Raw genomic sequence first — 24,377 nt, 5'->3', positions numbered from 1 at the left:
AGCGCCTCTTCGGACGACTTCCCGCAAGATCATAGGGCTGCGCGACGGATCTTCGGGAGGTCGCGAAGACGGTTTTTTCGTCCACCGAGACAACGTTGCCTGTCATGTGTCGACGGCCCACCTGGTTCGATGTCGATTCGGTTACCGCCGCCGACCCCGATCGGGAGAACGGCCGGAGTCGGCCACCCGAAGGGATCGACGCCGACGTCCACCCGCACCTAGCATGGCGACGAATGGATCTTCGCGACTGGCCCCTGCCGAGACCCGGCAACCAGCCCGACCGAAGGGAGACGCGCGTGCGTCGACCCCGTCATCTGGCACTTCTGAGCGTCGGCGTGTCCGGCGCACTGGTCCTGAGCGCGACACCGACACCCGCAGCCGCCCGCCCCACGGCGTCCGCGCCCACCGGCATCGTCGTGGCCGACGGCATGACCCAACCGGTGTTCTCGCTCGCCGACGCCATCGAGGAGCGGGTGTACGTCCAGACCCCGGTGGACACCGACCACGACGGTCGTCCCGACCGGGTGGCGATCGACATCTCCCGGCCGCGGGAGACCGCCACCGAGGGCTTCAAGGTGCCGGTCATCTTCGAGCACAGCCCCTACCGCAAGGGCACCTGGGGCGATGTGCCGTACCCGAGCGTGCTCGTCGACGACCTGCCGCAGAACGGCCTGACCGACCGCTCCGGCCGGCGTGCGCTCGACGCCGGCACGCAGCGCGCCCAGGCCAAGGCCAACCTGCCCGGCTCGCTGGACGACTACTACGTGCCGCGCGGGTACGCGGTGGTGCTCGGCCAGAGCGTCGGCACCGGTGACTCGGACGGCTGCCCGACCAGCGGTGACCAGGCCGAGACGCTCGGCACCAAGGCCGTCATCGACTGGCTCAACGGGCGGGCCAAGGGGTACGACGCCAACGGCGCCCCGGTCACCGCCGGCTGGACCACCGGCGCGGTCGGCATGACCGGCGTCTCCTACAACGGGACGTTGCCCAACCAGGTGGCCACCACCGGGGTCAAGGGCCTGAAGACCATCGTGCCGGTCTCGGCGATCAGCAGCTGGTACGACTACTACCGGGCGAACGGTCTGGTGGTCGCGCCCGGCACGTTCCAGGGCGAGGACCTCGACATCCTGGCCCAGTACACGGCCGGGCAGGCACGCGCCGAGGGGCAGTGCGCCGACGAGCTCGCGCAGATCACCGAGGAGCAGGACCGGGTCACCGGCGACTACTCGAAGTTCTGGCGCGACCGCGACTACCTCGACGCCCGCAACGTCCAGGCCAGCGTCTTCGTCGTGCACGGCCTCAACGACTGGAACGTCAAGACCGAGCACTTCGCCGGCTGGTGGGACGAGCTGGCCAAGCGCCACGTGCCGCGCAAGATCTGGCTGCACCAGGGCGGGCACGGCGGGCCGGGCAGCAGCGCCTCGGTGACCCTGCCCAGCGGGCAGACCTGGACGTACAAGCAGACCGAGAACCGCTGGTTCGACTTCTGGCTGTGGAACGTGCGCAACGGCATCATGGACGAGCCGACGGCGGTGCTCCAGCGCGAGGACCGGGCGTACACCACGTACGCCAACTGGCCCGACCCGGCCGCACGTGAGGTCGGGCTGCGGTTCGCCGCCACCGACGCCACCGCCCCGGGCACGCTCACCACGGCCAAGCCGCCGAAGGCCCGCATCGAGCAGAGCTTCGTCGACGAGGGACGGACGATCCACCCGGACACCCTGGTCGCCGACCCGGACACGGCCAGCGCCAACCGACTCGCCTACCGCTCCCCCGCGCTCGCGCAGAGCGTGCGCATCTCCGGCCGCCCCGAGATGCGGCTGCGGATGGCGATCGACAACAAGCCGGACGCCAACCTGACGGCCTACCTGGTCGACTACGGCCCGGCCGGGTCGACCGCCACGCCCGTCGTGGTGACGCGCGGCTGGATGGACCCGCAGAACCGCGTCAGCGCCGCGCGCACCGCGCCGGTCAAGCAGGGCAAGCTGTACGACTACCGGTGGACCATGGAGCCGAAGGACTACGTCTTCCCGGCGGGCCACCGCATCGGCGTGGTCGTCTTCTCCAGCGATCAGGAGTACACGCTGTTGCCGTTGGGCGGCACCGAGCTGCGGGTCGCCCCGAACGACAGCGAGCTGCGGCTGCCCGTGGTGGGCGGGCGGGGCGTACTCGGTTTCTGATCGACTCCGTCAACGGGTGGGGCGGTCCGACGACGCGTCGGGCCGCCCCACCCGTGTCTGGTCGTCGGCGCTCCCGGTGTGGGCGAGTGCGGCGAGGAGTCGCAGCTTCTCGTCGCTGTCGCTGTCCTTGTCGGGGTAGTAGACGACGAGGATGACGTCCTCGATGGGGAGCTTGTCCCGGTGCAGGCGTAGGTCACCGACGACGGGGTGGTGCACCGTCGTCGTGCCTCCGTCGAGATTGCGGACGTCGTGGCGGGCCCACAGGGTGCGGAACCGCTGACTGGACAGCGCGAGTTCGCCCACCAGCTCGACGAACCGGGGGTTGTCGATGTCGTCCCCGATGGTGGTGCGGAGGGTGGCGATGAAGTTGGCGGTGGCCTTCGTCCAGTCCTGGTGGAAGGCTCGTTCCTCGGGATCGAGCAGGAGCGACCGCAACCGGTTCTCACCGGGCCGCAGGCGCGGGGAGAACGCCACGGCCATCGGGTTGGAGGCCAGCACGTCGAAGGCGCGTCCTTCGACGAACGCGGGGACCTGAAGGTGGGCAAGCAGCTCGTACACGCGCGCCGGTACCTGCTCGGACCGCTTGCGGCGCGGCGCCCGGGGGCGCGCCGCCGCGAGGTCGAGCAGGTACATCCGCTCGATGTCATCGAGCTGCAGGACGCGCGAGAGCGATTCGAGGACCTGCGGTGAGGGGTTCCTGTCCCGGCCCCGTTCCAGCCGCAGGTAGTAGTCGGGGCTGATCCCGGCGAGCAGGGCGACTTCCTCGCGGCGTAGGCCGGGTACGCGGCGCCGGCCGCCGCTCGGGAGCCCTACCTGCGACGGTGAGACCAGTTCGCGGCGGGCCCGCAGGTAGCTGCCCAGCCGGTGGCCGCCGCCCGACTCCTCTTCCCTCATGGTCACCACGGTAGTGCGGCGCGGGTGCCGCAGAGGGGCCCTGGTGGGACCTGGGAAAACCGGGGCCCTGCCACCCCCGCCGGGCTCGGTCAAGACTGGTGATCGCCCTGTTCGGCAAGGACAGCGAGCAGCACCGTCTGCGCCCGCGAGTTTCCGCGTCGGCGCCCTCTGGATCGAAGGGAAGATCTCGTGGATCTCTCCAACCGCACAGTTCTCATGGTCGGCGGCACCTCGGGTATCGGGCGGGAGTTGGCCCGGCGGTTCGCCGCGGCGGGCAGCACCGTGGCCGTTGGCGGTCGCAACCCAGAGGCCCTCGCGGACCTCGCCGCGGAAGGTTTCGGCACGTTCGGCATCGACGTCACCGACGGCGCCTCTGTCGCATCCGCCCGGGACGCCGTGCTCGCCCGCTACCCCGAGCTGGACACGGTGGTGACGATGTCGGGTGCCATGCTCCTGGAAGACCTTCGCGACCCTGCGCACTTCGCGGCGGCGCAGACGACGATCGACACCAACCTGGTCGGCACCATCCGGGTCATCGACGCCTTCACGCCGCATCTGGTCGGTCGGGGTGCGGGCACCTTCATCACCGTCACCTCCGGCATCGCCTTCCTGCCGTTCCCGCCCATGCCCAGCTACGCCGCCTCGAAGGCCGGGGTGCACGCCTACTCCGAGGCACTGCGCGCGCAACTCGACGGCACCGGTGTCGACGTCGTCGAACTCGTCCCCCCGGCCGTCGCGACAGCCGGTCAGGAGAAGGTGAACCCGCGCGCGCTGCCGCTCGACGACTTCGCCACCGAGGTCATGCAGCTGCTCTCGGCGAACCCCACCCCGAGCGAAATCCTCGTCAAGGGCGTGCACATGCACCGTTGGGCCGAGCGCGACGGCACCTACGCCGACCTCGTCGCGCAGCGCTCGAAGGCCCTGGCGATGCTTCCCGGTCGCGAACGCTGACACCGTCCGGGGCGGCGGGCACACCCACTAGGGCATCCTAGGAAGATAGTTCACCGCGCGGCAGCCGGCCGGGCCCTCACCACCGGCCCGGCCGGTGTGCTGTCGTCGTCATTTTTCCAGCAACTGCGGGACGTATTGACAACTTTCGACATCAGGGTGAGGCTTGGACTGCTGAGAGCGCTCTCTCGCACCGGCCCACCGGGCCACCACCAGTCTGGCCAGGGCACACTCCGCTGTCTTCGGCGGCGGCATCGGAGTTGCCCCTGACCCGTCCCCCGACAGGAGTTACCAGATGGACAGGGCCGCACCCCACGTCCCCCGCCGGCTACGCCTCACCGTGGCGATCGGCGCCCTGCTGACCCTCCTCGGCACGTACCTGGTCTCGACCACCGACCGGGCCGACGCCGCCCCGGTCGCCAACGTCATCCGGGTCGCCGAGTTCCCCGCCGACTGCACGTACAGTCACCGGCTGCCGGACGACCCGATCGTCTTCCCCGGACTGCCAGGGGCCTCGCACATGCACAGCTTCTTCGGCAGCACGGCGACGAACGCCACCACCACCCTGCCCGACCTGGTGAAGTCCACCACCACCTGCGACCCGGCGGTGGACGTCTCGTCGTACTGGGTGCCGACCCTCTACCGCGACAACGTCGCGGTGGAACCGGCCATCGCCACGTTCTACTACCTCGGTGAGGGGGTGCGCTCCGACGTCGTCGCCAACACCCAACCGATCCCGCAGGGCTTGCGGCTCGTCGCCGGCAACGCGAAGGCCACCGGCCCGAACGACAGCATCGCCCGCTGGTCCTGCCTGCACGCCGGTCAGGTGCCACCGTCCAAGGACTTCGTCAACTGCCCGGCCGGCACAATGCTGGAGTCGTACCTGGACTTCCCGCAGTGCTGGAACGGCCGCGACCTGGACTCCGCGGACCACAAGAGCCACCTGGCGTACCCGGTGAACCAGGCCTGCCCGAGCACCCACCCGGTGCACGTGCCGAAGCTGCGGCAGGTGCTGCGGTACCCGGTCAACGGCGACCCGTCGCACTTCCGGCTCGCCTCCGGGCCGGGCTACACCATGCACGGCGACTTCTTCAACGCCTGGCCGACCGCGGAAATGGCCCGCCGGGTCCAGGACTGCATCCGTCCGGTCATCAAGTGTGGACACGACGGCCGACCGATCTGAATCGTCGTACCCGACGGGGACGGCCCGGTCCTGCCGGGTCGTCCCCCGCTCCTCGGGAGGCCGCGGCGGAAGGAGGAGGCATGCGCGTGCAGGTCGCGTTGCTCATGACAGCGGTACTCGCCGCCGGCTGCGCCGGTGGACCGTCGAGCAGCACGGACGAGGCGGCACCACCGCTCTCCACGCCGGCCGTCGCCGCCCCGTCGACCGGCGCGTTCAGCCCCACCGACATCGCCTGGCTGCAACTCACGGCGGCGATGACGCAACGGTTGCTCCCGGTGCTGGACCTGGTGCCCACCCACACCACCGACCCGACCTGGCGCGGGCTGGCCGCGCGGGTCCAGGCGGGCAACCGGGCCGACCTGGCCCGCTCCCGTGACCTGCTCGGCGAGGCCGGAGCGCCGACGACCAACCCGCACGAGGGTCACGACATGCCCGGCATGATCACCGCCGACGAGCTGGCCGCGCTCCGGTCGGCCACCGGGAAGGCCTTCCAGCGGCTGCTCGCCACGCATCTGCGGGCGCACCTCGCGCAGACGGTCAAGATCGCCGCTGCCGAGCAGCGGGCCGGCGTCCACCCGGACACCACGGCGCTGGCCGCAGCCGTGATCCGAGCCGGTGACGGCGATCTCGCCCGTCTCGACCAGCTCGACCGACCACCGGGAACGCCCCGGCCGACCTGACGGTTCGGGCCCGCCGCCGCGTTCAGCTCACCAGCAGCCGGGCGATCGTCGCCGGTTCCGCCAGGTGCGGGAAGTGGCTGCCGGACAGCACGGTGACCTCGACCTCCGGCAGGACTCCCGTCAGCCAGGCGAGGTAACGAGCCGGCGGCTCGGACGAGGTCACCCAGCGGTAGGGAACTCCCCGCTCCGCGATCGACCGCAGGTCACCGGAGCGCGCGGCGGCGATGTCCTCGTCGGAGGAGTGCAGGATCTCGCCCCAGTACCCCAGCAGCAGATCCGGCCGGGGGTCGGTCGCGGTGGTGACGATCGCCCGCGCCTCGGCCGGCAACGACTCGATGCCCATACCGGCCAGCATGCGATCCCACACCTGCCGCCACTGCGGGCCGCGCAGCGTCGGCTCGGCCTCGCGTACGGCGGCGCCGAACGGGCCGGGCAGCAGGATCTGGTCCAGGTTGACCACGCCCCGCACCGGATAGTGCGCCGCGTAGGTCGTGGCGACGACCGCGCCCACCGAGTGCCCCACCACGATCGGCGTGCCGAGACCCGCCTCGGTCACCCGGGCGTGCACGACCTCGGCGACCTCGGACATCCGGTAGGAGTCCCGCCGGGGCGCGTCGCCGTGACCGGGCAGGTCGAGGGCGAGGATCCGCCGGTCCGGGTCGATCGCCGCCAGCTCGCGCCGCACCGGGTCCCACTGCCTCTTGTCGTAGGTCAGGCCGTGGATCAGGACCAATGGCGGTCGGTTGTCGTCGGTCACTGCGGTGCCTCTTCCAGGTTCGGGTTGCCGCTGCGGCCGGCCCGCAGCGAGTCGAGCGTGAGGTCCAGGGCGGCCTCCAGGTGGTCGACCTCTCCGGTGTTGATCAGCAGCAGGACGCCGCCCTGGATGCCGGCCAGCAGCGCCGCCGCCGTTCGGTGGGCGTCCACCTCGGCAGCGATGTCTCCGGTCGACTGCATGTGCCGGATGCCCTCGGTGATCTTGTCCTGCCAGCGCCACATGAGCCCGGTCACGATCGCCTGCGCGCCCGGCGCGCGCCGACCCGTCTGGCCGAGCAGCCCGTTGAGCGGGCACTTCACGCCCTGCGCGAGGTAGCGCTCGACGAGCCGGTCCCGCCACGCCTGCCAGGCCGGCCAGGAGGTCAGATTGCTGAGCATCGGCTCCTGGTCGGTGAGCACCTGGTCGGCCTCGTGCTGGGCCACCGCGAGCAGCAACTCCTCCTTGCCGTCCGGAAAGTAGTGGAAGAGCTGACCCTTGCTGGTGCCGGTGTGGGCCATCACATCTTCCAGGCGTACCTCGTCGACGCCGCGCTCACGGATCTCGGCGGCGGCGCCGGCGACGATCCGCGCCCGGGTCGCCTCGCCCTTGCGGGTCAACGCGCGAGTCATGGCCTCACCCTAGCTCGGGTTTTGGACTTGCAGGTCCATTTCTGGCGAGCCAAGGTCGTGAACGCGCGGCCCGCTCCGAGGACCGCACAGCGACCGGGAGGACGCGACGATGAACCAGTACTACCTGCTCGGACGGTCCGGCCTGCGGGTGAGCCGACTCGCGCTGGGCACGATGAACTTCGGTGTCGACGGCTTCCACGCCGCGTACGGCAAGACCGAGGAGGAGTCCGAGCCGATCTTCCGCCAGTATCTCGAATCGGGCGGCAATTTCGTCGACACGGCGGACTTCTACACCGCCGGGGAGAGCGAGAAGATCCTCGGCCGCCTGATCGACCGGGCCGGTGTCCGCGATCGACTCGTACTCACCAGCAAGTTCACCAACACCATCGACCCGGGCGACCCGAACGCGAGCGGCAACGGCCGCAAGCACATCATCCGGGCCGTCGAGGCGTCCCTGGGCCGACTCGCCACCGACTACATCGACCTGTACCTGCTGCACACCTGGGACCGGATCACCCCGGTCGAGGAGGTCGTGCACACCCTCGACGACCTGGTGCGCTCCGGCAAGATCCGGTACGCCGGCCTCTCCGACGTACCGGCCTGGTACGCGGCCCGCGCGCAGAGCTACGCCGAGGCGCACGGCCTGGCCCCGCTGATCAATCTGCAACTGCCGTACTCCCTGGTCAACCGCGGCGTCGAGGCGGAGTTCGTGTCGATGGCGCAGACCGTGGGCATGGGGCTGACCGCGTGGAGCCCGATCGCCGGCGGCCTGCTCACCGGCAAGTACCGGCGCAGCGGCGAGGGCCTGAGCGGGTCTGGCCGGTTGACCACTCCCAACGCCGGGGGTCGGGAGATCAGCCCCGGCGACTGGCAGGTCATCGACGCGCTGGAGAGCGTGTCCGCCGATCTGGGCCGCAGCATGGCACAGGTCGCGATCAACTGGGTCGCCACCCAGCCCGCCGTCGCCTCGGTGATCATCGGCGCGAGCAGCGCCGCGCAGGTCGCCAGCAACTTCGAGGCGCTCGACTTCGAGATCCCGGCCGACGCCCGTCGCCGGCTCGACGAGGCCAGCGCCCCGAACCTCGGGCTGCCGTACGGCATGTTCACCCCGCAGTACCAGTCCTGGGTGGTGAGTCCGGGTCTCTCCATCGGCGACAAGCCGGCCGGCTACGCCCCGCAGGTCGTCAACGCCGCTGCCGACACCGCGCGGTAGCCACGCGTCGAGGCGGTGTGCCGCTGCTTGCGCGCGGCGCACCGCCGCACCCCAGCGTGGGTCACAACCCTTGGCCGCCCACGGCGGCTGAGGTCGTCGACGCCGAAGAGCCCTCGTAGAGGTCGACGTAGCGCCGCAACACGTCGGCGGCCCGGTCGTCGAGCGCGGTCAGGTCGAGGGTGTTGTGGCGAACCCCCAGCGACTCGGGCAGGGCGTACACCCGCAGGTCGATGCCGTTCGCCCGGGCGATCCGGCGGGGCACCCGCACTGCCGCGGCGGGATCCACCACCGTGTCGAGCGGGCTGATCGCCACGGCCGCGCTCACGAGGCCGGTCCGTCGCGCCGTACGCGGCAGGGACCGCACGATCGTCAGGTACCGTGTGACCGCCGCCAGCGAGTAGCCGCGCGCGGTGACCCGGTCGCGCAGGACGCGCCGCCCGTACAGCGTGATGAGGGGCCGGACCGCGAACGCCGGGGCCTGCCGGGGGCCGAAGAACGGCGACAGCACCAACAGCCGCCGTACGACGTCTCCCCGGGTCTGGGCCAGCCAGGTGGCCAGCACCGCGCCACCGGAGATGCCGACCACGCCCACCTCGTCCCCCAGGCCCGCCGCGACCGTCACGGCCTGCTGGGCGTACGCAGTCAGCTCGCCGGCCCCGACCCGGTGGTGGGCCCGCCGGTCGACGGTGCCGTGGTGCGGGGCGCGCGGTATCCACACGTTGTAGCCCCGGGCGAAGAACACCTCGGCCAGGGCGTCGTACTGCTCCGGCGCCATGGTGTAGCCGTGCAGCAGCAGGACGGCCCGCGCGGTACGCGAGCCGTGGCTCAGCAGACGGCTGCGCGACTCCGGCCGTACCTGCGGATCCGTGGCCTCTGCCGCCGTGGTGCTCTGCGCGGCAGCGGTGGCGGCATCGAAGTCGAGCGGTGACGCCGGTGCGAGCCGCAGCTTCCGGTGCCCCAGCGGCCAGAGGTACAGCCCGGCGACCGCCGCCGCGACCAGCGCCGTCGCGCCGACGACGAGGGTGAGGAACTCCGGCATGGGCAGATCCTGACAGGAGGTGACGTCGGCACGGCCGCGGGGGCGCGCCCCGGTGACCCGGGGCGCACCCTGCAGGGACTACGCCGTCCCGCCTGGCGAGGCAGGCGGTTCGAACAGCACCCGGGCGCGGAGCTGCCGGAATCCGGTGCGTTCCAGCTCCGCGAGCACCGCGACGCGGTGGGCGTCCACGTCGGCGATCACCTCCCGCGCGCCACCGGCGGCGAGCACCCGGACCGCCTCGGTCAGCAGCTCACCGCGCGCCGCGTCGTCGAACAGGCCGAGGTACGCCAGGAGTGGATAGCAGGCGTCGCCGGCCGTGCCGACCAGCCCCACCGGCCGCCCGTCCGCCACGCCGACCCGCCAGTCGTCGGGCGACTCCCCCAGCCAGGCCACCGGATCGGTGGCCAGGTCAACTCCGGCGACGGCACTCGCGATCTCCCTGCCGGTCAGGACGTCGGGCTCGGCGATCCGGGCGACCAGGGCGTTGATCTCCGCCACGTCGACGGGTGGCCGGAAGGTGTAGCGGCCGGAGGTCGCCGGCAGCGGCGTGCCCGTCCACGAGCAGCGCAGCCGCTCACCCACCTCGACCAGGCCGGCGAGCCGGGCCGCCTCCATCGGCGCGCTGACCACGGCCAGCACCTCGGGTCGACGCCGCCAGTGCGCCGGCAGCGCCGCGTAGTAGCTACCGGGACCTCCCAGCGCCTCGTGGGCGGCGCGCAGCAGCGCGGCCCCCACCTCCGGCTCGGCGGCCAGGTCGAACCGCTCCAGCCAGGGGGCGCCGACGGCCCCGGGCGGGAGGAGCCAGGCGGCCCGGCCGACGACCCGGCCGTCGCGCAGGGCGATCCAGGTGGTTTCGGGTCGGTAGCCGCCGCCGGCGATGCCGTCGGCGTACGGGATCTGCCGCAGTTGGGGCAGCGGATCGGTCATGGAGTCGAACAGATTCTCCTCGCCCGCGACGAGCGGGCGGATGAGCAGACTGGTCATGGCGGACCTCCGGAAAGCGGACGCCCCGGGTCAGATCCGCGCGGACGCCGGTGCGCGGAGGGGGCGCAGAACATCGGACATTGTTCTGACCTCCTCTCGGCTCGACGGCGTGCCGCCACCATACGGGAGGCGCCGTCGGCGTTCAACACCCCGGCTCACAGCGTCGGATTGGTCTGCGCGCCGCGTCGGTGGGCGTGCCCGTCGGCGACGGCGATCCCGGCCAGGATCAGCGCCGCCAGGCCGGTCACGGCGACCGGCGGGAGCAGGACGCTGGGCAGGGCCGCCACCGCCAGCACCGCAGCGCCGACAAACAACATCTGGCAGCGCGGCGCGGACTGGTACCGGCGCTCCAGGAAGCTGCGGCCGATCAGGAACAGCACCGGACCACCGAAGATGATGGCCACCAGCGCCCAGTCGATGGGCGGATGCGGATCCTCGATGACCTGCCCGAAACCGACGGCGGTGCAGATGATGCCACCGACGATGAACAGCAGGCTGTAGCTCGCCAGTCGCGACAGTTGGAGCCCTTCCCCGCCGGCGCTGCCGCTGGCCTGCTGGCCCGGCCCCACGTGGTAGAAGTAGATCCGCCAGAACGAGACCGTGGCGACGAACGCGGACACCAGGACGATGGTCCGCTCGGTCGAGAAGCCCGGGAAGCTGACGGCGGCGCCGGCTTCGAGCACCACCTCGGCCAGCGCGATCATGAAGAACTGGTTGTACCGCTCCGCGAGGTGCACCTCGGACACCGAGACCAGGCTGGCGATCGGCGCGCGGCCGATGCGCGGCACGGGCCAGTTGAAGGCCGCACCGACCAGTTCGATGCCGAGCGCGAGCGTCCAGAAGACACCGCGACCGAGGCCGCCGTCGAGGCCGCCACCGATCCAGAGCGCGCCGGAGACCGCGTGCCAGGTCAGCACCCGGTACGAGAACATCTGCGCCGGATGACCCCGGAGGGCGAACACCAGGTAGAGCGGCCTGCCGAGCTGGATGACGACGTACGTGCAGGCGAAGATCATGCCTCGCTGACCGAACGCCTGCGGCAGCGAGACCGCCAGCACCAGCGTGCCGAACATGGTGGCGAGCAGGAGGACCTGCAGGTCCACCCGGCGCGGGTCGTAGGTGCTGGCCACCAGCGCGTTCAGCGACCAGATCATCCACATGGCCGTGAAGAACAGCAGCGTCTGCCCCGCCTCGGACAGCAGGGTGTGCCGGACGATGGTCAGGTCGTCCGCGACCCGCCCGGCGAGGCGGGCGAGCGCGAAGACGTAGACGATGTCGAACAACAGCTCCAGGACGGTCGCCGAACGCGGGCTCGTGCTGTCGGCCAGCCCGCGCATCCAGGTGCGCGTCAGCATGGCCGCACCCCCTCGTACCGGTTTAGGGAACTTTATCCCGGTACGCCCGCTCGTCAGGCCGGATCGCCCGCAGCGGGCTCGACGTGGTCGCGCCACGAGTGCCGGGGCTCGTAGCCCAGGACCCGCCGCGCCTTGTCGATGCTGAGCAGGGTCTCGTGCTCGCCCAGCTCCTTACGGATCTCGACGCCCGGGTAGACCTCGGCCAGCAGGCTGGCGCTGGAGCGGGTCATGACGGTGTCGGCGTTGGCGATGATGAAGACGTCCGCACCCGGCCGGTCGTACGCGAGGGCCCGTTCCACCGCCTGGGCGCCGTCACGGGAGTCGATGTAGCCCCACAGGTTCCACCGCCGCGCCCGCGGGTCGGCGTCGAACGACGGGAACGGCGCGTAGTCCTCGACGTCCATCACGTTGGAGAAGCGCAGACCCACCATGACCAGCTCCGGGTCCCACCGGCAGAAGTGCCGCGCCATCTCCTCCTCAAGGGCCTTGTTCAGCGAGTACGTCGACTCCGGCCGGGGCGCGTACTCCTCGTCGACCGGCGCGTACGGCGGTGGGGTGTCGAACGGCAGGCCGAGCACCGTCTCGCTCGACGCCCACACCACCCGCCTGATGCCGGCCGCCCGGGCGGCGGCGAAGACGTTGTACGTCGCGGCGGAGTTGTTCGCGAACGTGACCGCGTTCGACATCAGCCCGGGCGCCGGAACGGCGGCCAGGTGCACGACCGCCTCGATGCCACCGGCGTGCTCGTCCGCGCCCCCGGTGAACGCCTCGACGACCTGCCCGTAGTCGGTCAGGTCGACGAGGAGGAACTCGCCGTCGACGTCGCGGGGGTCGCGCCCGCCCGCACGGTCCACCGCGAGCACGTCGACGCCGACGCCGCGCAGGTGGGCGACCACGGCGCGGCCGAGCTTGCCGGTGGCGCCGGTGACGACGACACGTGCGGGGAGTACGGGATCGCTCATGGAGCCATCCTTACCGGCCCGTTCCGGTGGCCCGCACGCGGGTGCGTACCGGCGGCCACCCGCCGCACCGATCAGGAATCGAGAAGTCACCGCTGGCGGCCCTCCCTAGCATGACCAGCATGGACATCACCATTCACACGACCGTTCTCCCGCACGTCGACCCGGACGCCTCGGTGGCCTTCTACCGCGACGCCCTCGGCTTCGAGATCCGCAACGACGTCGGAACGGGCACGATGCGGTGGATCACCGTCGGCCCCGTCGGGCAGCCCGGCACGTCCATCCTGTTGGCGCCCCCGGCCGCCGATCCGGGGATCACCGAGGACGAGCGGCGCACCATCGCGGAGATGATGGCCAAGGGCACCTACGGGTGGATCCTGCTGGCGACCCGGGACCTGGACGGCACCTTCGAGAAGGTGCAGTCCGGTGACGTGGAGGTCGTCCAGGAGCCGACGGAACAGCCGTACGGCGTGCGGGACTGCGCCTTCCGGGACCCCGCCGGGAACATGGTCCGCATCCAGGAACTGCGCTGAGCCCTCGGATCCCCCGCCGCGCCGAACCAGCCGGCATGTCGCCCGACCACCGGCCGTCGGTGCGTACGGTGCAGGGGTAGCTGTTCCACGCGAGGAGGAGACCCATGTCCAAGCCACCGCTTCCCGAGGCCGCGGTCGAGATGCTCAAGAAGCCGAACCCGGCTGTCATGACCACGCTTCGCAATGGTGGTCAGCCGGTGTCCGCCGCGACCTGGTACCTATGGGAGGACGGCCGGATCCTGGTGAACATGGACGAGAGCCGCCGCCGCCTGGAGCACGTCCGCAACGATCCCCGGGTCTCGCTCACCGTGCTGGACGAGGCTGGCTGGTACACCCACGTGAGCATCGTCGGGCACGTCGCCGAGCTGCGCGTGGACGAGGACTTCACGGACATTGACCGGTTGGCCCGGCACTACATGGGCAATCCCTATCCCCGGCGTGATCGGGGCCGGGTCAGCGCCCTCATCGAGATCGACCGGTGGCACGGCTGGGGGTCGATGAAGGACAACAGCCAGGTCGGTTGACCGACCGGGGCGGCGGTGGCGGACGGACTGCTCTTGACCGCAGAGCGTGATCGGCTTAACTTCATCAATCAGATAAGTGTCTTTACTAATTCTGTTTGATAAGTCGTGGGAGTGCCGATGCGTCCATTGCGCCACCGCCGCCTCACCGCCGTCGTCGCCCTGGCGACCCTGCTGATCACCGCCGCCCCGCCCGCCGCCGCGAGCGCCACCGCCAAGCCCGACCGCCAGCCCGGCTACCACCGCGTCGGCTACTTCACCCAGTGGGGCATCTACGGCCGGGCCTTCCCGGTCAAGAAGCTCGACACGTCCGGGGCGGCGAGCCGCCTCACCCACGTCAACTACGCCTTCGGCAACATCAGCGAGGACGGCCGCTGCTATCTGGACGGCGGGCCGGGCGAGGGCGACGCCTGGGCCGACTACCAGCGGCCGGTGCCCGCCGAGGAGAGTGTCGACGGCGTCGCCGACGCCCCCGGCCAGGCGCTCAACGGCAACTTCCACCAGCTCGCCAAACTGAAGGCCAAGCACCCCCAGCTCAAGGTGCTGATCTCGCTGGGCGGGTGGAGCTGGTCGACGTACTTCTCCAACGCCGCCCGCACGGACGCCTCCCGCAAGGCGTTCGTCGCCTCCTGCATCGACCTGTACCTCAAGGGCAACCTCCCGGGCGCGCCGGGCGCCGGGGCGGGCGTCTTCGACGGCGTCGACCTCGACTGGGAGTGGCCCAACTGGGACGGTGAGCCCGGCAACGTCATCCGCCCCGAGGACCGGGAGAACTTCACCAAGCTGCTCGCCGAGTTCCGCCGGCAGCTCGACGCGTACGGTCGCACCACCCGCTCGCACCACCCGCTGACGGCCTTCCTGCCGGCCAACCCGGCCACGATGGACGCCGGCTACGAGGGCCGCAAGATCTTCACGTACCTGGACTTCGCCACCGTGCAGGGGTACGACTTCCACGGCGGCTGGGAGGCCCGCACCAACCAGCAGTCGGCGCTGCGCGTGCCCGCGGGCTCGCCCGACAACCCGGACTTCTCCGTCGAGGTGGCCGTCGACGGGTGGATCGCCCGGGGCGCGCCACGGCACAAGCTGGTCCTCGGCATCCCCTACTACGGTCGCGGCTGGACCGGCGTCACCGGCGGCGGCAACGGCCTGTTCCAGCCGGCCGCCGGGCCCGCGCCGGCCGCCTTCGAGGCCGGCTACGAGGACTACAAGAACCTCAAGAACCTGGCCGGAAACGGCTACACCGTGCACCGCGACCTGCGCGCCGGGCACGCCTGGCTGTTCGACGGTACGACCCTCTGGACGTACGACGACCCGGCCGTCGTGTTGCAGAAGACGCTCTACATCCGACGGGCCGGCCTGGGCGGGGCGATGGTCTGGTCGCTCGACGGCGACGACGACAACGCCACCCTCACCAAAACGATCGGCCTCGGCCTAACCACCCGGTAACCCCGCGCGGCTCCCTTGATCACTTGATGACCAGCAGTTTCCAGCACCGGTTCCCGAACTGCTCCGCATCAAGTGATCAGGGGGTCGGCCCTACTCCGGCGCCACCGCGCGCACCGCGGCCTCGATGAGCGCCGTCACCTGGTCCATGTCCCGCGCCCGGCGGACGTCCAACTCGGCCGACGATCCGCCGGGTAGAACGAGGTGCACCGTCACGTCCTCGCGGCGGTGGGTCAACCAACTGGCGACCGCCTGGACCAGCACCATGACCGTGCCGGCGTTGCCGATCGCCACCCGCAGCACGTCCGTGCCGTCCGTTGACGTCTCATCGGTCGGCGGTGTCGTGGTCACCCCGTCGCGCAGCCGGTCGTCGGCGCGCAGCCAGGACGCGAGCGAGCGCTGGACATCGACAGACGGACGATCCGGACGAACCGCGATGGTGATCGTCTCCGGCACGTTCTGCCTCCTCCAGGACGACGCTGAGTCACACCACCATCCTGCCAGCCGGTCCCCGACCCGGCATCCCACGCACTCACCGAAGTCGATCAGGCCTTGACCGTCGTGTCGGCCCGTCCATAGGCTCCGGCCACTGCGAGGCTTTCCCCCAAGAAGGGAACCCGAGACATGGCCCCATCGTCGCGTCCGTTCTGGACGGTCCCTCCGAGGCGGTTGGCGGGTGCCGCCGCGATCACGCTCCTGCTCGGCACGACTCCCCTGCTCGGCGGCACCGCACCGGCGAGCGCCGCCCCACCGTCGACGTGCAGCAGCGACCCGACCGCCCGGCTGGGTACCGTCCCGACCCCGGAGGCGACGCTCGGCTTCCCCCTCGGCCTGGGCCAGGAACGGGTCGTGACCAACGACGAGGTCCGTACCTACCTGGGGGCCGTCGACCGCGCCTCCGAGCGGGTCGTCACCGGAGTGCTGGCGGCCAGCGTCCTCGGGCAGCCCCTGCCGTACGCGGTGGTGTCCAACGAGCGCAACGTGCGCCCGTCCGCGCTGCGCAAGATCGCCGACGACGTACGCGACCTGCGTGATCCCCGCCGGACGAGCGCGCGGACGGCCGCCCGTACGGCGAAGGACAGCCCGGCCATCGTCTGGATCACCGCGAACGTGCACGGCGGCGAGAAGAGCGGCACCGACGCGGCCCTCAAGACCCTGTACGAGCTGGCCGCCGGCCTGTCCTGCGAGGTCGCCCGGCGCAACGACAACCTGGTCACCGTCATCGTGCCGACGCAGAACCCGGACGGCCGCGACGCGACCCGGCGGCAGAACGAGTTCGGCTTCGACCTGAACCGGGACTGGTTCTCCCGCACCCAGCAGGAGACCGACGGCAAGCTCGAACTGCTGCGCCGCTATCCGCCGCAGGTGTACGTGGACGCGCACGAGATGGGCGGCCGGCAGTACTTCTTCCCGCCCAACGCCGACCCGATCCACCACGAGATCGCCGGTGAGGCCGTGGACTGGATCAACCGGATCGGCGAGGCCAACAAGGCCGGCTTCGGTTACAACGGCGCCTGCGACGACACCGTCACCACCGAGTGCTACTTCAACTACGACACGTACGACATGTTCTTCATGGGCTACGGCGACACCGTGCCGACCACCGGTTTCGGGGCGGCCGGCATGACGTACGAGAAGGGCAGCGCCTCGGCCGTCGCCGACCGGGTGCAGCAGCAGTTCCACACCCAGTGGTCGACGCTCGGCTGGGCCGCCGCCAACAAGCGTGCGGTGTTGGACGGCTACTTCGACATCTGGACCGACGCGCTGGCCCAGGGCCGGGCGGGCACCCTCGAACCGAACGAGGTGGTGCAGCCCACCAACGAGGTCCAGTTCCCGGTGCCCGACGTGACGATCCGCTCGTACTTCCTGTTGCCCGACCGGCAGCTCGCCGACGTCCGCCGGCTCGTCGAGCGGCTGCGCCGAATGGACGTCGAGGTGTACGAGGTGCAGAAGCCCACCCGGGTGCCCACCGCCCGCGTCTTCGGGGGCCGCAGCGCCACAAACGTCACGGTGCCCAAGGGCGCGTACTGGATCCCGATGGACCAGCCGCAGAAGCACTGGATTCAGGCCATCATGGGCGAGGATCCGTACGTCCCGTTCCCGTACTTCTACGACGTGTCGTCCTGGAGCAACCCGCTGCTGATGGGTGTCTCCACCATCTACACGGGCGACAACGTCCGGCCGAAGGCCCAGTTGGTGCGGGGCATCACCGGCGGCCGGAGCGGGCTGGCGTGGCCGTGGGGCTCCTACACGTACCCGCTGGACTCCGCCGCCGCCGCCGAACTCACCTTCACCCTGCTCGGCCGGGGCGTGCCGCTGACCCGTGACCTGGCGACCAACACCGTCGCCGTCCCGGCGAGCAGGGTGAGCCGCACGGTCGACGACCTGGCGAAGGCCGCCGGGGTCACCCTCGCACCGGGCGGACGCCCCACCGGCACCCCACTCGCCCTGCCCGACGTCGGGCTGTTCCAGGGCACCGGCGTCTCCACCACGTCCGGCTCGCACGGCGAGGCCCGCTACGTGCTCGGCAAGCGGTGGGGACTCGACCTGAAGCCGGTTACCACGGCCGACATCAACGACAACACCGAGGCGTTCACCGGACGTACCGTGCTGCTGGTCCCCGACGGCAGCAGCCCCACCGGCGGTCTGACCGCCGCCGGCCAGGCCAACCTGCGCGACTGGATCGCCCAGGGCCACACCTACCTCGGGCTGCGCAACGAGGGCACCCGGCTGGCCCGCGCCGCCGGCCTCACCTCCACCACCGAAAAGACCAGACCGGTCGACTACCTGGTGATCGGCTCACACCTGCGGGTCGACGTCGACACCGACAACCCGGTCGCCCTGGGCCGTCCGGCCGAGGACTTCGAGTTCAACAACAGCGACCCGATCCTCACCCCGAGCAGCACCGGGACGAACGTGCTCAGCTACCCGAGCGGAGACACGTTCTGGGCCAACGGCTACACCGTCGGCGCGGACATCCTCAAGGGCACGGCCGCCGTTGTCGACGAACCCACCGGCGCCGGTCGGGCGGTGCTGTTCGCGTTCAACCCGCTCTTTCGGGCGTACAACGAAAATGGTCTGCACCTGGTGGCGAACGCGCTGCTCTACCCGTCGGGCGCGCCCGACGCCCGACGCACGCCGGGCGGGGACGCGGCGCGCGCCAGCGCCGCCGCCGCGCCGGTCGCGGCGGACCTGGGCGGCGGCTGGCGGCCGATCACCATCGAGGTCGCGGCGGCCGACCTGTCCCGCGCGCGGGCCGTCGTCGAACGCTTCACCACCGACGCGCGCACGACCGCGAAGGACACCTCGGCGTACGTCGTGATCCCCAACCCGCAGGGCCTCCAGGCCGACGAACACCCCTTCACGAACGATCTGGTACGCGCGCTGCGCGCCGCCGGAGTGCCACTGCGGTCGGTGGTCGCCTGACCGGTTCGCGGCACCGGGCAAGCGCCCGCCCCGGCTGATGTCGGGGCGGGCGCTTACGGTTTGCGGGCCACGCCGCTGTAGCCGGTGCGGGCGACGTCCGCGTCGACGGTGGCCGGTGGCTCGGGGTACGGCCACATGTTGACCAGGCCGGGCGGCTCGAGGACGAAGTCGCCGAAGAACCCGCTGACGTCGACGTGGCTGCGGGGCACGAACGGGGTGTTCGCGCGGGCGTAGATCGCCGAGATGCGGGCCATCAGGTCGGGGTGCACGTCGGTGCTGGCGTGGGACAGCGCGAGGTAGCTGCCGGGGGCGAGCGCGTCGCGGTAGGCCGCCACGATGCGCTGCGGGGCCTGCTCGTCGGGCACGAGGTGCAGCACGAACATCATGAGGACCGCGACCGGGCTGTCGAAGTCGATGGCGGCGGCGACCTCCGGGTGGCCGAGCACCTCGGCGGGTCGACCCAGGTCGGCCTGCACCACCGACACCGTCGCCGCGTCGGCGAGCAGGGCACGCCCGTGGGCGCAGACCACGGGGTCGTTGTCGACGTAGACGACGCGTACGGCCGGGTCGATGCGGTGGGCGATCTCGTGCACGTTGTCCCGGGTCGGCAGCCCCGAACCGAGATCCAGGATCTGCCGCACGCCCTTCTCCTCGACGAGGTGGCGGACCGTACGGGCGATCAGGTCGCGGCCCTGCCGAGCCGCCTCGGGCATCCACGGCGCGACCTGCAACACCATCTCGGCGGCGGCCCGGTCGGCGGCGAAGTTGTCCTTGCCGCCGAGGTAGTAGTCGAACATGCGCGCCGCGTTCGGTCTGTCGGTCTGGAGGTTCACTCCGGGCTCCGACTGCGTCATGGTCGACCACCTCTCCCCCCGCGGAGCCCGCAGCATAGCGTCCACAATGGTTGGCTGGCTCCCCGGCCGTACCCTGATGAGCTTGATGCCGGTGAGTCATCTAGATGACTCACCGGCATCAGGCTCACCGACAGGTGGCCTCGGCCGCTCGTGTCGAACGTCAGTCGCCCAGGCCCGGCTGGCCCGGTGAGCACGCACCGGTTCGCGCCCGGGACAAATGTCCTGGCCGACCGCGTACCGGTGACTCTGCCCGCGCCCCGCGCGCCTGAATAGCGTGACAGGCATGGATGACACAGCCGTACGCCTCGACGGCCTCACCCGGCGGTTCGGTCCCGTCCGAGCTGTCGACGGGCTCGACCTGACCATCGCGCGGGGCAGCACGGTCGCCCTGCTCGGGCCCAACGGCGCCGGCAAGTCCACCACGATCTCGATCATGCTGGGTCTGGACCGACCGGACAGCGGCACCGCCACCGTGTTCGGTCGGCCGCCGGCCGAGGCGGTCCGGGCGGGACAGGTGGGCGCGATGCTCCAGGACGCCGGCTGGGCGTCCAGCGCGACCGTCCGCGAGGTCGTCGACCTGGCTCGGGCGCTCTACCCGCGAACGATGGCCACCGACCAGGTGCTGGCGCTGGCCGGGCTGACCGAGCGTGCCGGCCGCCGCCTCGACAAACTCTCCGGCGGCGAGGCGCAGCGCGCCCGGTTCGCGTTCGCGCTGGCCGGCGACCCGGACCTGCTGGTCCTCGACGAACCCACCGCCGCGCTGGACGTCGCCGCCCGGCAGGCGTTCTGGGCGGCCATCGACCGGTACACCGCCGACGGGCACACCGTCCTGTTCAGCACCCACCACCTGCACGAGGCGGACGAGTTCGCCGACCGGGTCGTGGTACTCGCCGCGGGGCGGGTCGTGGCCGACGGGCCGCCCGCCCAGATCCGCGCGCTGGCCGGCGGCCGTACCGTCTCCTTCGACCTCGACGGCGGTCCGGTCGACGGCCTCGACGCGCTTCCCGGGGTCCGGTCGGTGCAGGTCCGGGGCGGCCGGGTCGCGCTCACCACCGACGACGCCGACGCCACCGTCCTCGCCCTGGCCGGCACGCGTGGCTTCCAGAACCTGGAGGTCACCACCGCCGCCCTGGACGCCGCCTTCCTCGCCCTCACCGCGACACCGACGACCCGCACCGCGACACCGACGGAGCACTGACATGCGCGCGTACCTGCGATTCGAACTGCGCCGACTGGCCCGCGACCCACGGCTGCTGCTGTTCACCGTCCTCGCGCCGGTGGTCACGTACCTCATCTTCTCCGGGGTTGGTCCGGACGGCGACCGGGTGGAGGGCGTCGACGCGGCGGTGGCCCTCATGGTCGGCCTGGCCGGCTACGGCGCGGTGGCGGGCGTGCTCTCGGTCGGGTCCGCGGTCTCGCAGGAGCGGGCGTCGGGCTGGCTGCGCCAGCTCCGCGTCACCCCACTGCCCGCCTGGCGGGCGGTGACCGCGAAGGCCCTCGTCTGCACGCTCAGCGGGGTGCCGTCGGTGATCGCCGTCGGCTGCGCCGGACGCCTCGCGCACCACGTCGAGCTGGGGGCCGCGCGGTGGACCGCGCTGCTGCTGCTGATGTGGGTCGGCACGGTGCCGTTCGCCCTGCTCGGGCTCGCCATCGGGTACGGCCTCAGCCCGCAGCTCGCCCAGCCGGTCAACTTCCTCGCCTTCCTCGGCCTGTCGGTGCTGGGCGGCCTGCTGGTGCCCGTCGCCTACTTCCCCGCCGTGCTGCGTCACCTGGCACACGCCCTGCCGACGTACCGGTTCGCGGAACTCGGCTGGCGCTCGGCCGCCGGGCTGACGCCCACCCCGTCGGGACTCGCCGTGCTCGCCGGGTGGACGGTGGCGTTCACGGCCCTGGCGGCGTGGGCGTACCGGCGGTCCACCATTCACCGGTGACCCCCGATACGGTGTCCACCATGTCGTCCGGTACGGCTGCTCCCCGCCGGAGGCGGCAAGGGTTCGTGCTCGTCGCCGCGCACACTCTCTGGCTCTGGCTGCTGCTGACGCCCGCCGCCGCGATCGCACACGGGCAGGTGCGCCCCGCCCTGCCGGCGGCGGTGGGGCTGGTCGTCTTCGCGCTGCTCTACCTCGCCCTGGTGGCCGTACCCGTGGCCGACCTGACCGTCCGACCGGCCGTGCACCACGGCGGGCTCGTGGTGTTCGCGCTGCTCGCGGTCGGGCTCGCCGCCGCGTACGCCGGCGGGCCGGAGGGCTGGCTGGTCCTGTTCCTGTACGTCGCCACGGCCGGCGCGGTCGCCTTCGTACGTCCGGCCTGGGGGTTCGGGTGGGTCGGCGGATCGGTCGCCGCCATCGTGGTCATCGGTGCGGCGCATCGGCTGCCGGCCACCGAGACCGCCCAGATGGCGCTGATCACCGTGCTCGGGGGCACGCTGACGTTGGCGTTCGCCCGCACGGCCCGGCTGGTGGAGGAGCTGCGGCGTACCCAACGGGAGCTGGCCCGCACGGCGGTGGAGCAGGAGCGGCTGCGTTTCGCGCGGGACCTGCACGACCTGCTGGGCCATACGCTGTCGCTGGTGGTGGTCAAGGCGGAGGTGGTGCGCCGGCTCGCCCCGACCGATCCGCGGCGGGTCGTCGCCGAGGCGACGGACATCGAGCGGATCGGTCGTACGGCGCTCGCCGAGGTGCGCGAGGCGGTCACCGGCTACCGGGAACGCAGCTTCGCCCGGGAACTCGACGGCGTCCGTACGGTCCTGGGCGACGTCGGGATCACCGTCAGCGTCAGGGGCGGTGACCGGCAGCTCGGGGTGGAGGCCGACGACGCGTTCGGTTGGGTGCTGCGGGAAGGGGTGACGAACGTCGTGCGGCACAGCCGGGCGTCGCGGTGCGACATCGAGGTCACCGCCGACACCGACGAGGCGGTGCTGACCATTCGCGACGACGGGGTGGGTGGCCGGCCGCGGTACGGCAACGGCCTGCGTGGCCTCACCGAACGGTTGGCGCAGGCCGGCGGGACGCTGCACGTCGGCCCGGCGCGCGACGGCGGCCTGCTGCTCACCGCCCGACTCCCCCACGCCCCCACCGGACGGTGGGCGTCGTGATCCGGCTCCTGCTCGCCGAGGACCAGGGCATGATGCGCGGCGCGCTGGCCCTGCTGTTGAACCTCGAACCCGACATCGACGTCGTGGCCGAGGCCGCGACCGGGGCGCAGGCCACGCGCGAGGCTCTTCGGGTACGCCCCGACGTGGCGCTGCTGGACATCGAGATGCCCGACGGCAGTGGCCTCGACACGGCCGCCGCGCTGCGCGACCAGTTACCGTCCTGCCGGGTGCTGATCCTGACCACCTTCGGCCGCCCCGGCTACCTGCGCCGGGCCATGGAGGCCGGCGCCCATGGCTTCCTGGTCAAGGACGGGCCGGTGCAGGAGCTGGCGGTGGCCGTCCGACGGGTGCTGGCCGGCGAGCGGGTGATCGACCCGACGCTGGCCGCCGCCGCCCTCGCGGCCGGCCCGAACCCGCTCACCGACCGGGAGCGCGAGGTGCTGGTCGCCGCCGTGGACGGCGCCACGGTCGCCGACATGGCCGCCGCGCTGCACCTGTCCGAGAGCACCGTGCGCAACTACCTGTCCGCGGCCATCGGCAAGACCGCCACCCGCAACCGCATCGAGGCGGCCCGCACCGCGCGCGCCAACGGCTGGCTCTGAGGCGGCACGGCCCGCGCGGTCCGCTCCGCACGGACCGGCCGGGGTCAGCGCGGTGGGCGGGCGCTGTCGCGCACGACGAGTTCGGTGGCGAGTTCGATGCGCGGGCTCTCGGTCTTCTCGCCTCCGGCGAGCCGCAGTACCGTCCGGGCCGCCAGCATGCCCATCTCCGCGAGGGGTTGGCGGACGGTGGTCAGCGGTGGGGAGCACCAGCGGACCTCGGGCAGGTCGTCGAAGCCGATCACGCTGATGTCGTCGGGCACCCGCAGGCCACGTTTGCGGACCGCCTCGTAGACGCCGAGGGCCATCTGGTCGCTGGAGGCGAAGATGGCGGTGGGTGGGTCGGGCAGGGCCAGGAGCTGCGTACCCGAGGTGAAGCCGGACTCGTGGTAGAAGTTGCCGGGCCGGATGAGGGCGTCGTCGACGGCGATGCCGGCGGCCCCCAGAGCCGCGCGGTAGCCGTCCATCCGGGCTCGGCTGCACATCAGGTGCGGCGGCCCGGCGATGAAGCCGATACGGCGGTGACCGAGGCCGATCAGATACTGGTTGGCGTTCAGGCTGCCCGCCCAGTTGGTCGCGCCGATGGTGGGTGACTCCTGCGGGTCGACGCCAGCGGGGTCGATGATGACCACGGGAAGGTGCAGCCGGCGCAGCTCCGCCTGAAGTGGTGGGTTCACCATCGAGGTCACGAAGATGACGCCCTCGGTGGATCGGGTACGCATGTTGTCGAGCCACTGCTTGGCCGAGGAGATGCGCCAGTGGATGGCGGAGACGACGGTGCCGACGCCGCTGGCGCGGGCGACGTCCTCCACCCCGCGGATGATCTCCACCGCCCACGGGCTGTCCAGGTCGTTGAAGACCAGGTCGATCAGCGCGGCCTCGGTGCGCCTGGCCTGGGTGCGTCGGCGGTAGCCGTGCTGGTTGAGCAGGGCCTCGACGCGCTCCCGGGTATCGGGAGCGACGTCGGTGCGACCGTTGATGACCCGCGAGACCGTGGGCACGGAGACACCGGCCAGTCGCGCGATCATCGCGATGGTGACGTTTCGGCCGTTGTCGGAGCCCACGGTCCGCTCCTTCGTGTGGCGGGGC

At 71.6% G+C, this 24,377-nt stretch carries 23 protein-coding genes; 13 read left to right on the top strand and 10 right to left on the bottom strand.

The window, feature by feature from the left end:
* Positions 1-296 precede the first annotated feature (296 nt).
* Complete coding sequence (locus AB0B55_RS01315) at positions 297-2,180, top strand: Xaa-Pro dipeptidyl-peptidase (protein WP_357169316.1); 1,884 nt, start codon at positions 297-299, stop codon at positions 2,178-2,180.
* A gap of 9 nt (positions 2,181-2,189) precedes the next feature.
* Here the strand turns inward: AB0B55_RS01315 and AB0B55_RS01310 are convergent, their stop codons facing one another.
* The gene (locus tag AB0B55_RS01310; protein ID WP_357169313.1) at positions 2,190-3,074 is read right to left on the bottom strand and encodes a helix-turn-helix transcriptional regulator; all 885 of its coding nucleotides are present in this window, start codon (positions 3,072-3,074) and stop codon (positions 2,190-2,192) included.
* 189 nt (positions 3,075-3,263) lie between these two features.
* Here AB0B55_RS01310 and AB0B55_RS01305 point away from each other — a divergent pair, with 189 nt between their 5' ends.
* From AB0B55_RS01305 to AB0B55_RS01295, 3 genes are all read left to right on the top strand, one after another.
* A complete protein-coding gene (locus AB0B55_RS01305; protein ID WP_357169310.1) occupies positions 3,264-4,025 on the top strand; it encodes an SDR family NAD(P)-dependent oxidoreductase in 762 nt (253 codons plus the stop codon).
* Between the two features lie 292 nt (positions 4,026-4,317).
* Positions 4,318-5,205, top strand: a complete 888-nt coding sequence (locus AB0B55_RS01300) for a DUF1996 domain-containing protein (protein WP_357133044.1) — start codon at positions 4,318-4,320, stop codon at positions 5,203-5,205.
* A gap of 80 nt (positions 5,206-5,285) precedes the next feature.
* The gene (locus AB0B55_RS01295) at positions 5,286-5,885 is read left to right on the top strand and encodes a DUF305 domain-containing protein (protein WP_357133042.1); all 600 of its coding nucleotides are present in this window, start codon (positions 5,286-5,288) and stop codon (positions 5,883-5,885) included.
* A 22-nt stretch (positions 5,886-5,907) separates the two neighbouring features.
* Here AB0B55_RS01295 and AB0B55_RS01290 read toward each other — a convergent pair whose 3' ends face one another.
* Positions 5,908-6,642 (bottom strand): alpha/beta hydrolase, encoded by a 735-nt coding sequence (locus AB0B55_RS01290; protein WP_357133041.1) that lies wholly within the window; start codon positions 6,640-6,642, stop codon positions 5,908-5,910.
* Positions 6,639-7,268, bottom strand: coding sequence for a TetR/AcrR family transcriptional regulator (locus AB0B55_RS01285; protein ID WP_357133040.1), 630 nt, complete (start codon positions 7,266-7,268; stop codon positions 6,639-6,641). The genes AB0B55_RS01290 and AB0B55_RS01285 overlap by 4 nt, the downstream gene beginning before the upstream one ends.
* 109 nt (positions 7,269-7,377) lie before the next feature.
* Here AB0B55_RS01285 and AB0B55_RS01280 point away from each other — a divergent pair, with 109 nt between their 5' ends.
* Positions 7,378-8,481, top strand: coding sequence for an aldo/keto reductase (locus tag AB0B55_RS01280; RefSeq protein ID WP_357133038.1), 1,104 nt, complete (start codon positions 7,378-7,380; stop codon positions 8,479-8,481).
* A 61-nt stretch (positions 8,482-8,542) separates the two neighbouring features.
* Here AB0B55_RS01280 and AB0B55_RS01275 read toward each other — a convergent pair whose 3' ends face one another.
* The 4 genes from AB0B55_RS01275 to AB0B55_RS01260 form a co-directional block, all read right to left on the bottom strand.
* Positions 8,543-9,520, bottom strand: coding sequence for an alpha/beta hydrolase (locus AB0B55_RS01275; RefSeq protein WP_357133036.1), 978 nt, complete (start codon positions 9,518-9,520; stop codon positions 8,543-8,545).
* A 78-nt stretch (positions 9,521-9,598) separates the two neighbouring features.
* Entirely contained in the window at positions 9,599-10,504 is a 906-nt protein-coding gene (locus AB0B55_RS01270) for an acetyltransferase (RefSeq protein WP_357133034.1), read from the bottom strand.
* Between the two features lie 155 nt (positions 10,505-10,659).
* On the bottom strand, positions 10,660-11,859 hold the full coding sequence (locus tag AB0B55_RS01265) for a low temperature requirement protein A (RefSeq protein WP_357133032.1): 1,200 nt from the start codon (positions 11,857-11,859) through the stop codon (positions 10,660-10,662).
* Between the two features lie 53 nt (positions 11,860-11,912).
* The gene (locus AB0B55_RS01260) at positions 11,913-12,821 is read right to left on the bottom strand and encodes an NAD(P)-dependent oxidoreductase (RefSeq protein ID WP_357133030.1); all 909 of its coding nucleotides are present in this window, start codon (positions 12,819-12,821) and stop codon (positions 11,913-11,915) included.
* Positions 12,822-12,940: 119 nt separating this feature from the next.
* On the opposite strand from AB0B55_RS01260, the gene AB0B55_RS01255 reads away from it, so the two are divergent.
* The 3 genes from AB0B55_RS01255 (at position 12,941) to AB0B55_RS01245 (ending at position 15,318) form a co-directional block, all read left to right on the top strand.
* On the top strand, positions 12,941-13,351 hold the full coding sequence (locus AB0B55_RS01255) for a VOC family protein (RefSeq protein WP_357133028.1): 411 nt from the start codon (positions 12,941-12,943) through the stop codon (positions 13,349-13,351).
* Between the two features lie 104 nt (positions 13,352-13,455).
* Positions 13,456-13,875 carry a PPOX class F420-dependent oxidoreductase gene (locus AB0B55_RS01250; RefSeq protein WP_357133026.1) on the top strand — a complete coding sequence of 140 codons (420 nt, stop codon included), beginning with the start codon at positions 13,456-13,458 and terminating at the stop codon, positions 13,873-13,875.
* 117 nt (positions 13,876-13,992) lie between these two features.
* Complete coding sequence (locus AB0B55_RS01245; RefSeq protein WP_357133024.1) at positions 13,993-15,318, top strand: glycoside hydrolase family 18 protein; 1,326 nt, start codon at positions 13,993-13,995, stop codon at positions 15,316-15,318.
* Between the two features lie 90 nt (positions 15,319-15,408).
* Here AB0B55_RS01245 and AB0B55_RS01240 read toward each other — a convergent pair whose 3' ends face one another.
* Positions 15,409-15,771: a hypothetical protein gene (locus tag AB0B55_RS01240; protein ID WP_357133022.1), complete on the bottom strand. Its 363-nt coding sequence runs from the start codon at positions 15,769-15,771 to the stop codon at positions 15,409-15,411.
* A gap of 168 nt (positions 15,772-15,939) precedes the next feature.
* Here AB0B55_RS01240 and AB0B55_RS01235 point away from each other — a divergent pair, with 168 nt between their 5' ends.
* Positions 15,940-18,741: a M14 family zinc carboxypeptidase gene (locus AB0B55_RS01235; RefSeq protein ID WP_357169306.1), complete on the top strand. Its 2,802-nt coding sequence runs from the start codon at positions 15,940-15,942 to the stop codon at positions 18,739-18,741.
* Between the two features lie 53 nt (positions 18,742-18,794).
* Here the strand turns inward: AB0B55_RS01235 and AB0B55_RS01230 are convergent, their stop codons facing one another.
* A complete protein-coding gene (locus tag AB0B55_RS01230; RefSeq protein WP_357133018.1) occupies positions 18,795-19,595 on the bottom strand; it encodes an SAM-dependent methyltransferase in 801 nt (266 codons plus the stop codon).
* Between the two features lie 283 nt (positions 19,596-19,878).
* On the opposite strand from AB0B55_RS01230, the gene AB0B55_RS01225 reads away from it, so the two are divergent.
* From AB0B55_RS01225 to AB0B55_RS01210, 4 genes are read left to right on the top strand one after another with little or no spacing between them, the layout of a single operon-like run.
* A complete protein-coding gene (locus tag AB0B55_RS01225) occupies positions 19,879-20,793 on the top strand; it encodes an ABC transporter ATP-binding protein (protein WP_357169303.1) in 915 nt (304 codons plus the stop codon).
* 1 nt (position 20,794) lies between these two features.
* Positions 20,795-21,526 carry an ABC transporter permease gene (locus AB0B55_RS01220; protein ID WP_357169300.1) on the top strand — a complete coding sequence of 244 codons (732 nt, stop codon included), beginning with the start codon at positions 20,795-20,797 and terminating at the stop codon, positions 21,524-21,526.
* Positions 21,523-22,689 (top strand): sensor histidine kinase, encoded by a 1,167-nt coding sequence (locus AB0B55_RS01215; RefSeq protein WP_357169297.1) that lies wholly within the window; start codon positions 21,523-21,525, stop codon positions 22,687-22,689. The genes AB0B55_RS01220 and AB0B55_RS01215 overlap by 4 nt, the downstream gene beginning before the upstream one ends.
* The gene (locus AB0B55_RS01210) at positions 22,686-23,291 is read left to right on the top strand and encodes a response regulator transcription factor (protein ID WP_357133009.1); all 606 of its coding nucleotides are present in this window, start codon (positions 22,686-22,688) and stop codon (positions 23,289-23,291) included. Before AB0B55_RS01215 ends, AB0B55_RS01210 begins: the two co-directional genes overlap by 4 nt.
* A 44-nt stretch (positions 23,292-23,335) precedes the next feature.
* Here AB0B55_RS01210 and AB0B55_RS01205 read toward each other — a convergent pair whose 3' ends face one another.
* Entirely contained in the window at positions 23,336-24,352 is a 1,017-nt protein-coding gene (locus tag AB0B55_RS01205; RefSeq protein ID WP_357169294.1) for a LacI family DNA-binding transcriptional regulator, read from the bottom strand.
* Between the last annotated feature and the right edge of the window lie 25 nt (positions 24,353-24,377).

It is taken from the genome of Micromonospora sp. NPDC049107 (assembly GCF_040648595.1).
Lineage (GTDB): Bacteria > Actinomycetota > Actinomycetes > Mycobacteriales > Micromonosporaceae > Micromonospora.
This window is presented reverse-complemented; position numbering and strand designations above follow the sequence as displayed.

Coding starts and splice junctions, on each gene's coding strand:
- AB0B55_RS01230 (WP_357133018.1), bottom strand. CDS start 19,595: ATGACGCAGTCGGAGCCCGGAGTGAACCTCCAGACCGACAGACCGAAC.
- AB0B55_RS01265 (WP_357133032.1), bottom strand. CDS start 11,859: ATGCTGACGCGCACCTGGATGCGCGGGCTGGCCGACAGCACGAGCCCG.
- AB0B55_RS01295 (WP_357133042.1), top strand. CDS start 5,286: ATGCGCGTGCAGGTCGCGTTGCTCATGACAGCGGTACTCGCCGCCGGC.
- AB0B55_RS01280 (WP_357133038.1), top strand. CDS start 7,378: ATGAACCAGTACTACCTGCTCGGACGGTCCGGCCTGCGGGTGAGCCGA.
- AB0B55_RS01220 (WP_357169300.1), top strand. CDS start 20,795: ATGCGCGCGTACCTGCGATTCGAACTGCGCCGACTGGCCCGCGACCCA.
- AB0B55_RS01250 (WP_357133026.1), top strand. CDS start 13,456: ATGTCCAAGCCACCGCTTCCCGAGGCCGCGGTCGAGATGCTCAAGAAG.
- AB0B55_RS01255 (WP_357133028.1), top strand. CDS start 12,941: ATGGACATCACCATTCACACGACCGTTCTCCCGCACGTCGACCCGGAC.
- AB0B55_RS01275 (WP_357133036.1), bottom strand. CDS start 9,520: ATGCCGGAGTTCCTCACCCTCGTCGTCGGCGCGACGGCGCTGGTCGCG.
- AB0B55_RS01225 (WP_357169303.1), top strand. CDS start 19,879: ATGGATGACACAGCCGTACGCCTCGACGGCCTCACCCGGCGGTTCGGT.
- AB0B55_RS01245 (WP_357133024.1), top strand. CDS start 13,993: ATGCGTCCATTGCGCCACCGCCGCCTCACCGCCGTCGTCGCCCTGGCG.
- AB0B55_RS01300 (WP_357133044.1), top strand. CDS start 4,318: ATGGACAGGGCCGCACCCCACGTCCCCCGCCGGCTACGCCTCACCGTG.
- AB0B55_RS01285 (WP_357133040.1), bottom strand. CDS start 7,268: ATGACTCGCGCGTTGACCCGCAAGGGCGAGGCGACCCGGGCGCGGATC.
- AB0B55_RS01235 (WP_357169306.1), top strand. CDS start 15,940: ATGGCCCCATCGTCGCGTCCGTTCTGGACGGTCCCTCCGAGGCGGTTG.
- AB0B55_RS01270 (WP_357133034.1), bottom strand. CDS start 10,504: ATGACCAGTCTGCTCATCCGCCCGCTCGTCGCGGGCGAGGAGAATCTG.
- AB0B55_RS01260 (WP_357133030.1), bottom strand. CDS start 12,821: ATGAGCGATCCCGTACTCCCCGCACGTGTCGTCGTCACCGGCGCCACC.
- AB0B55_RS01310 (WP_357169313.1), bottom strand. CDS start 3,074: ATGAGGGAAGAGGAGTCGGGCGGCGGCCACCGGCTGGGCAGCTACCTG.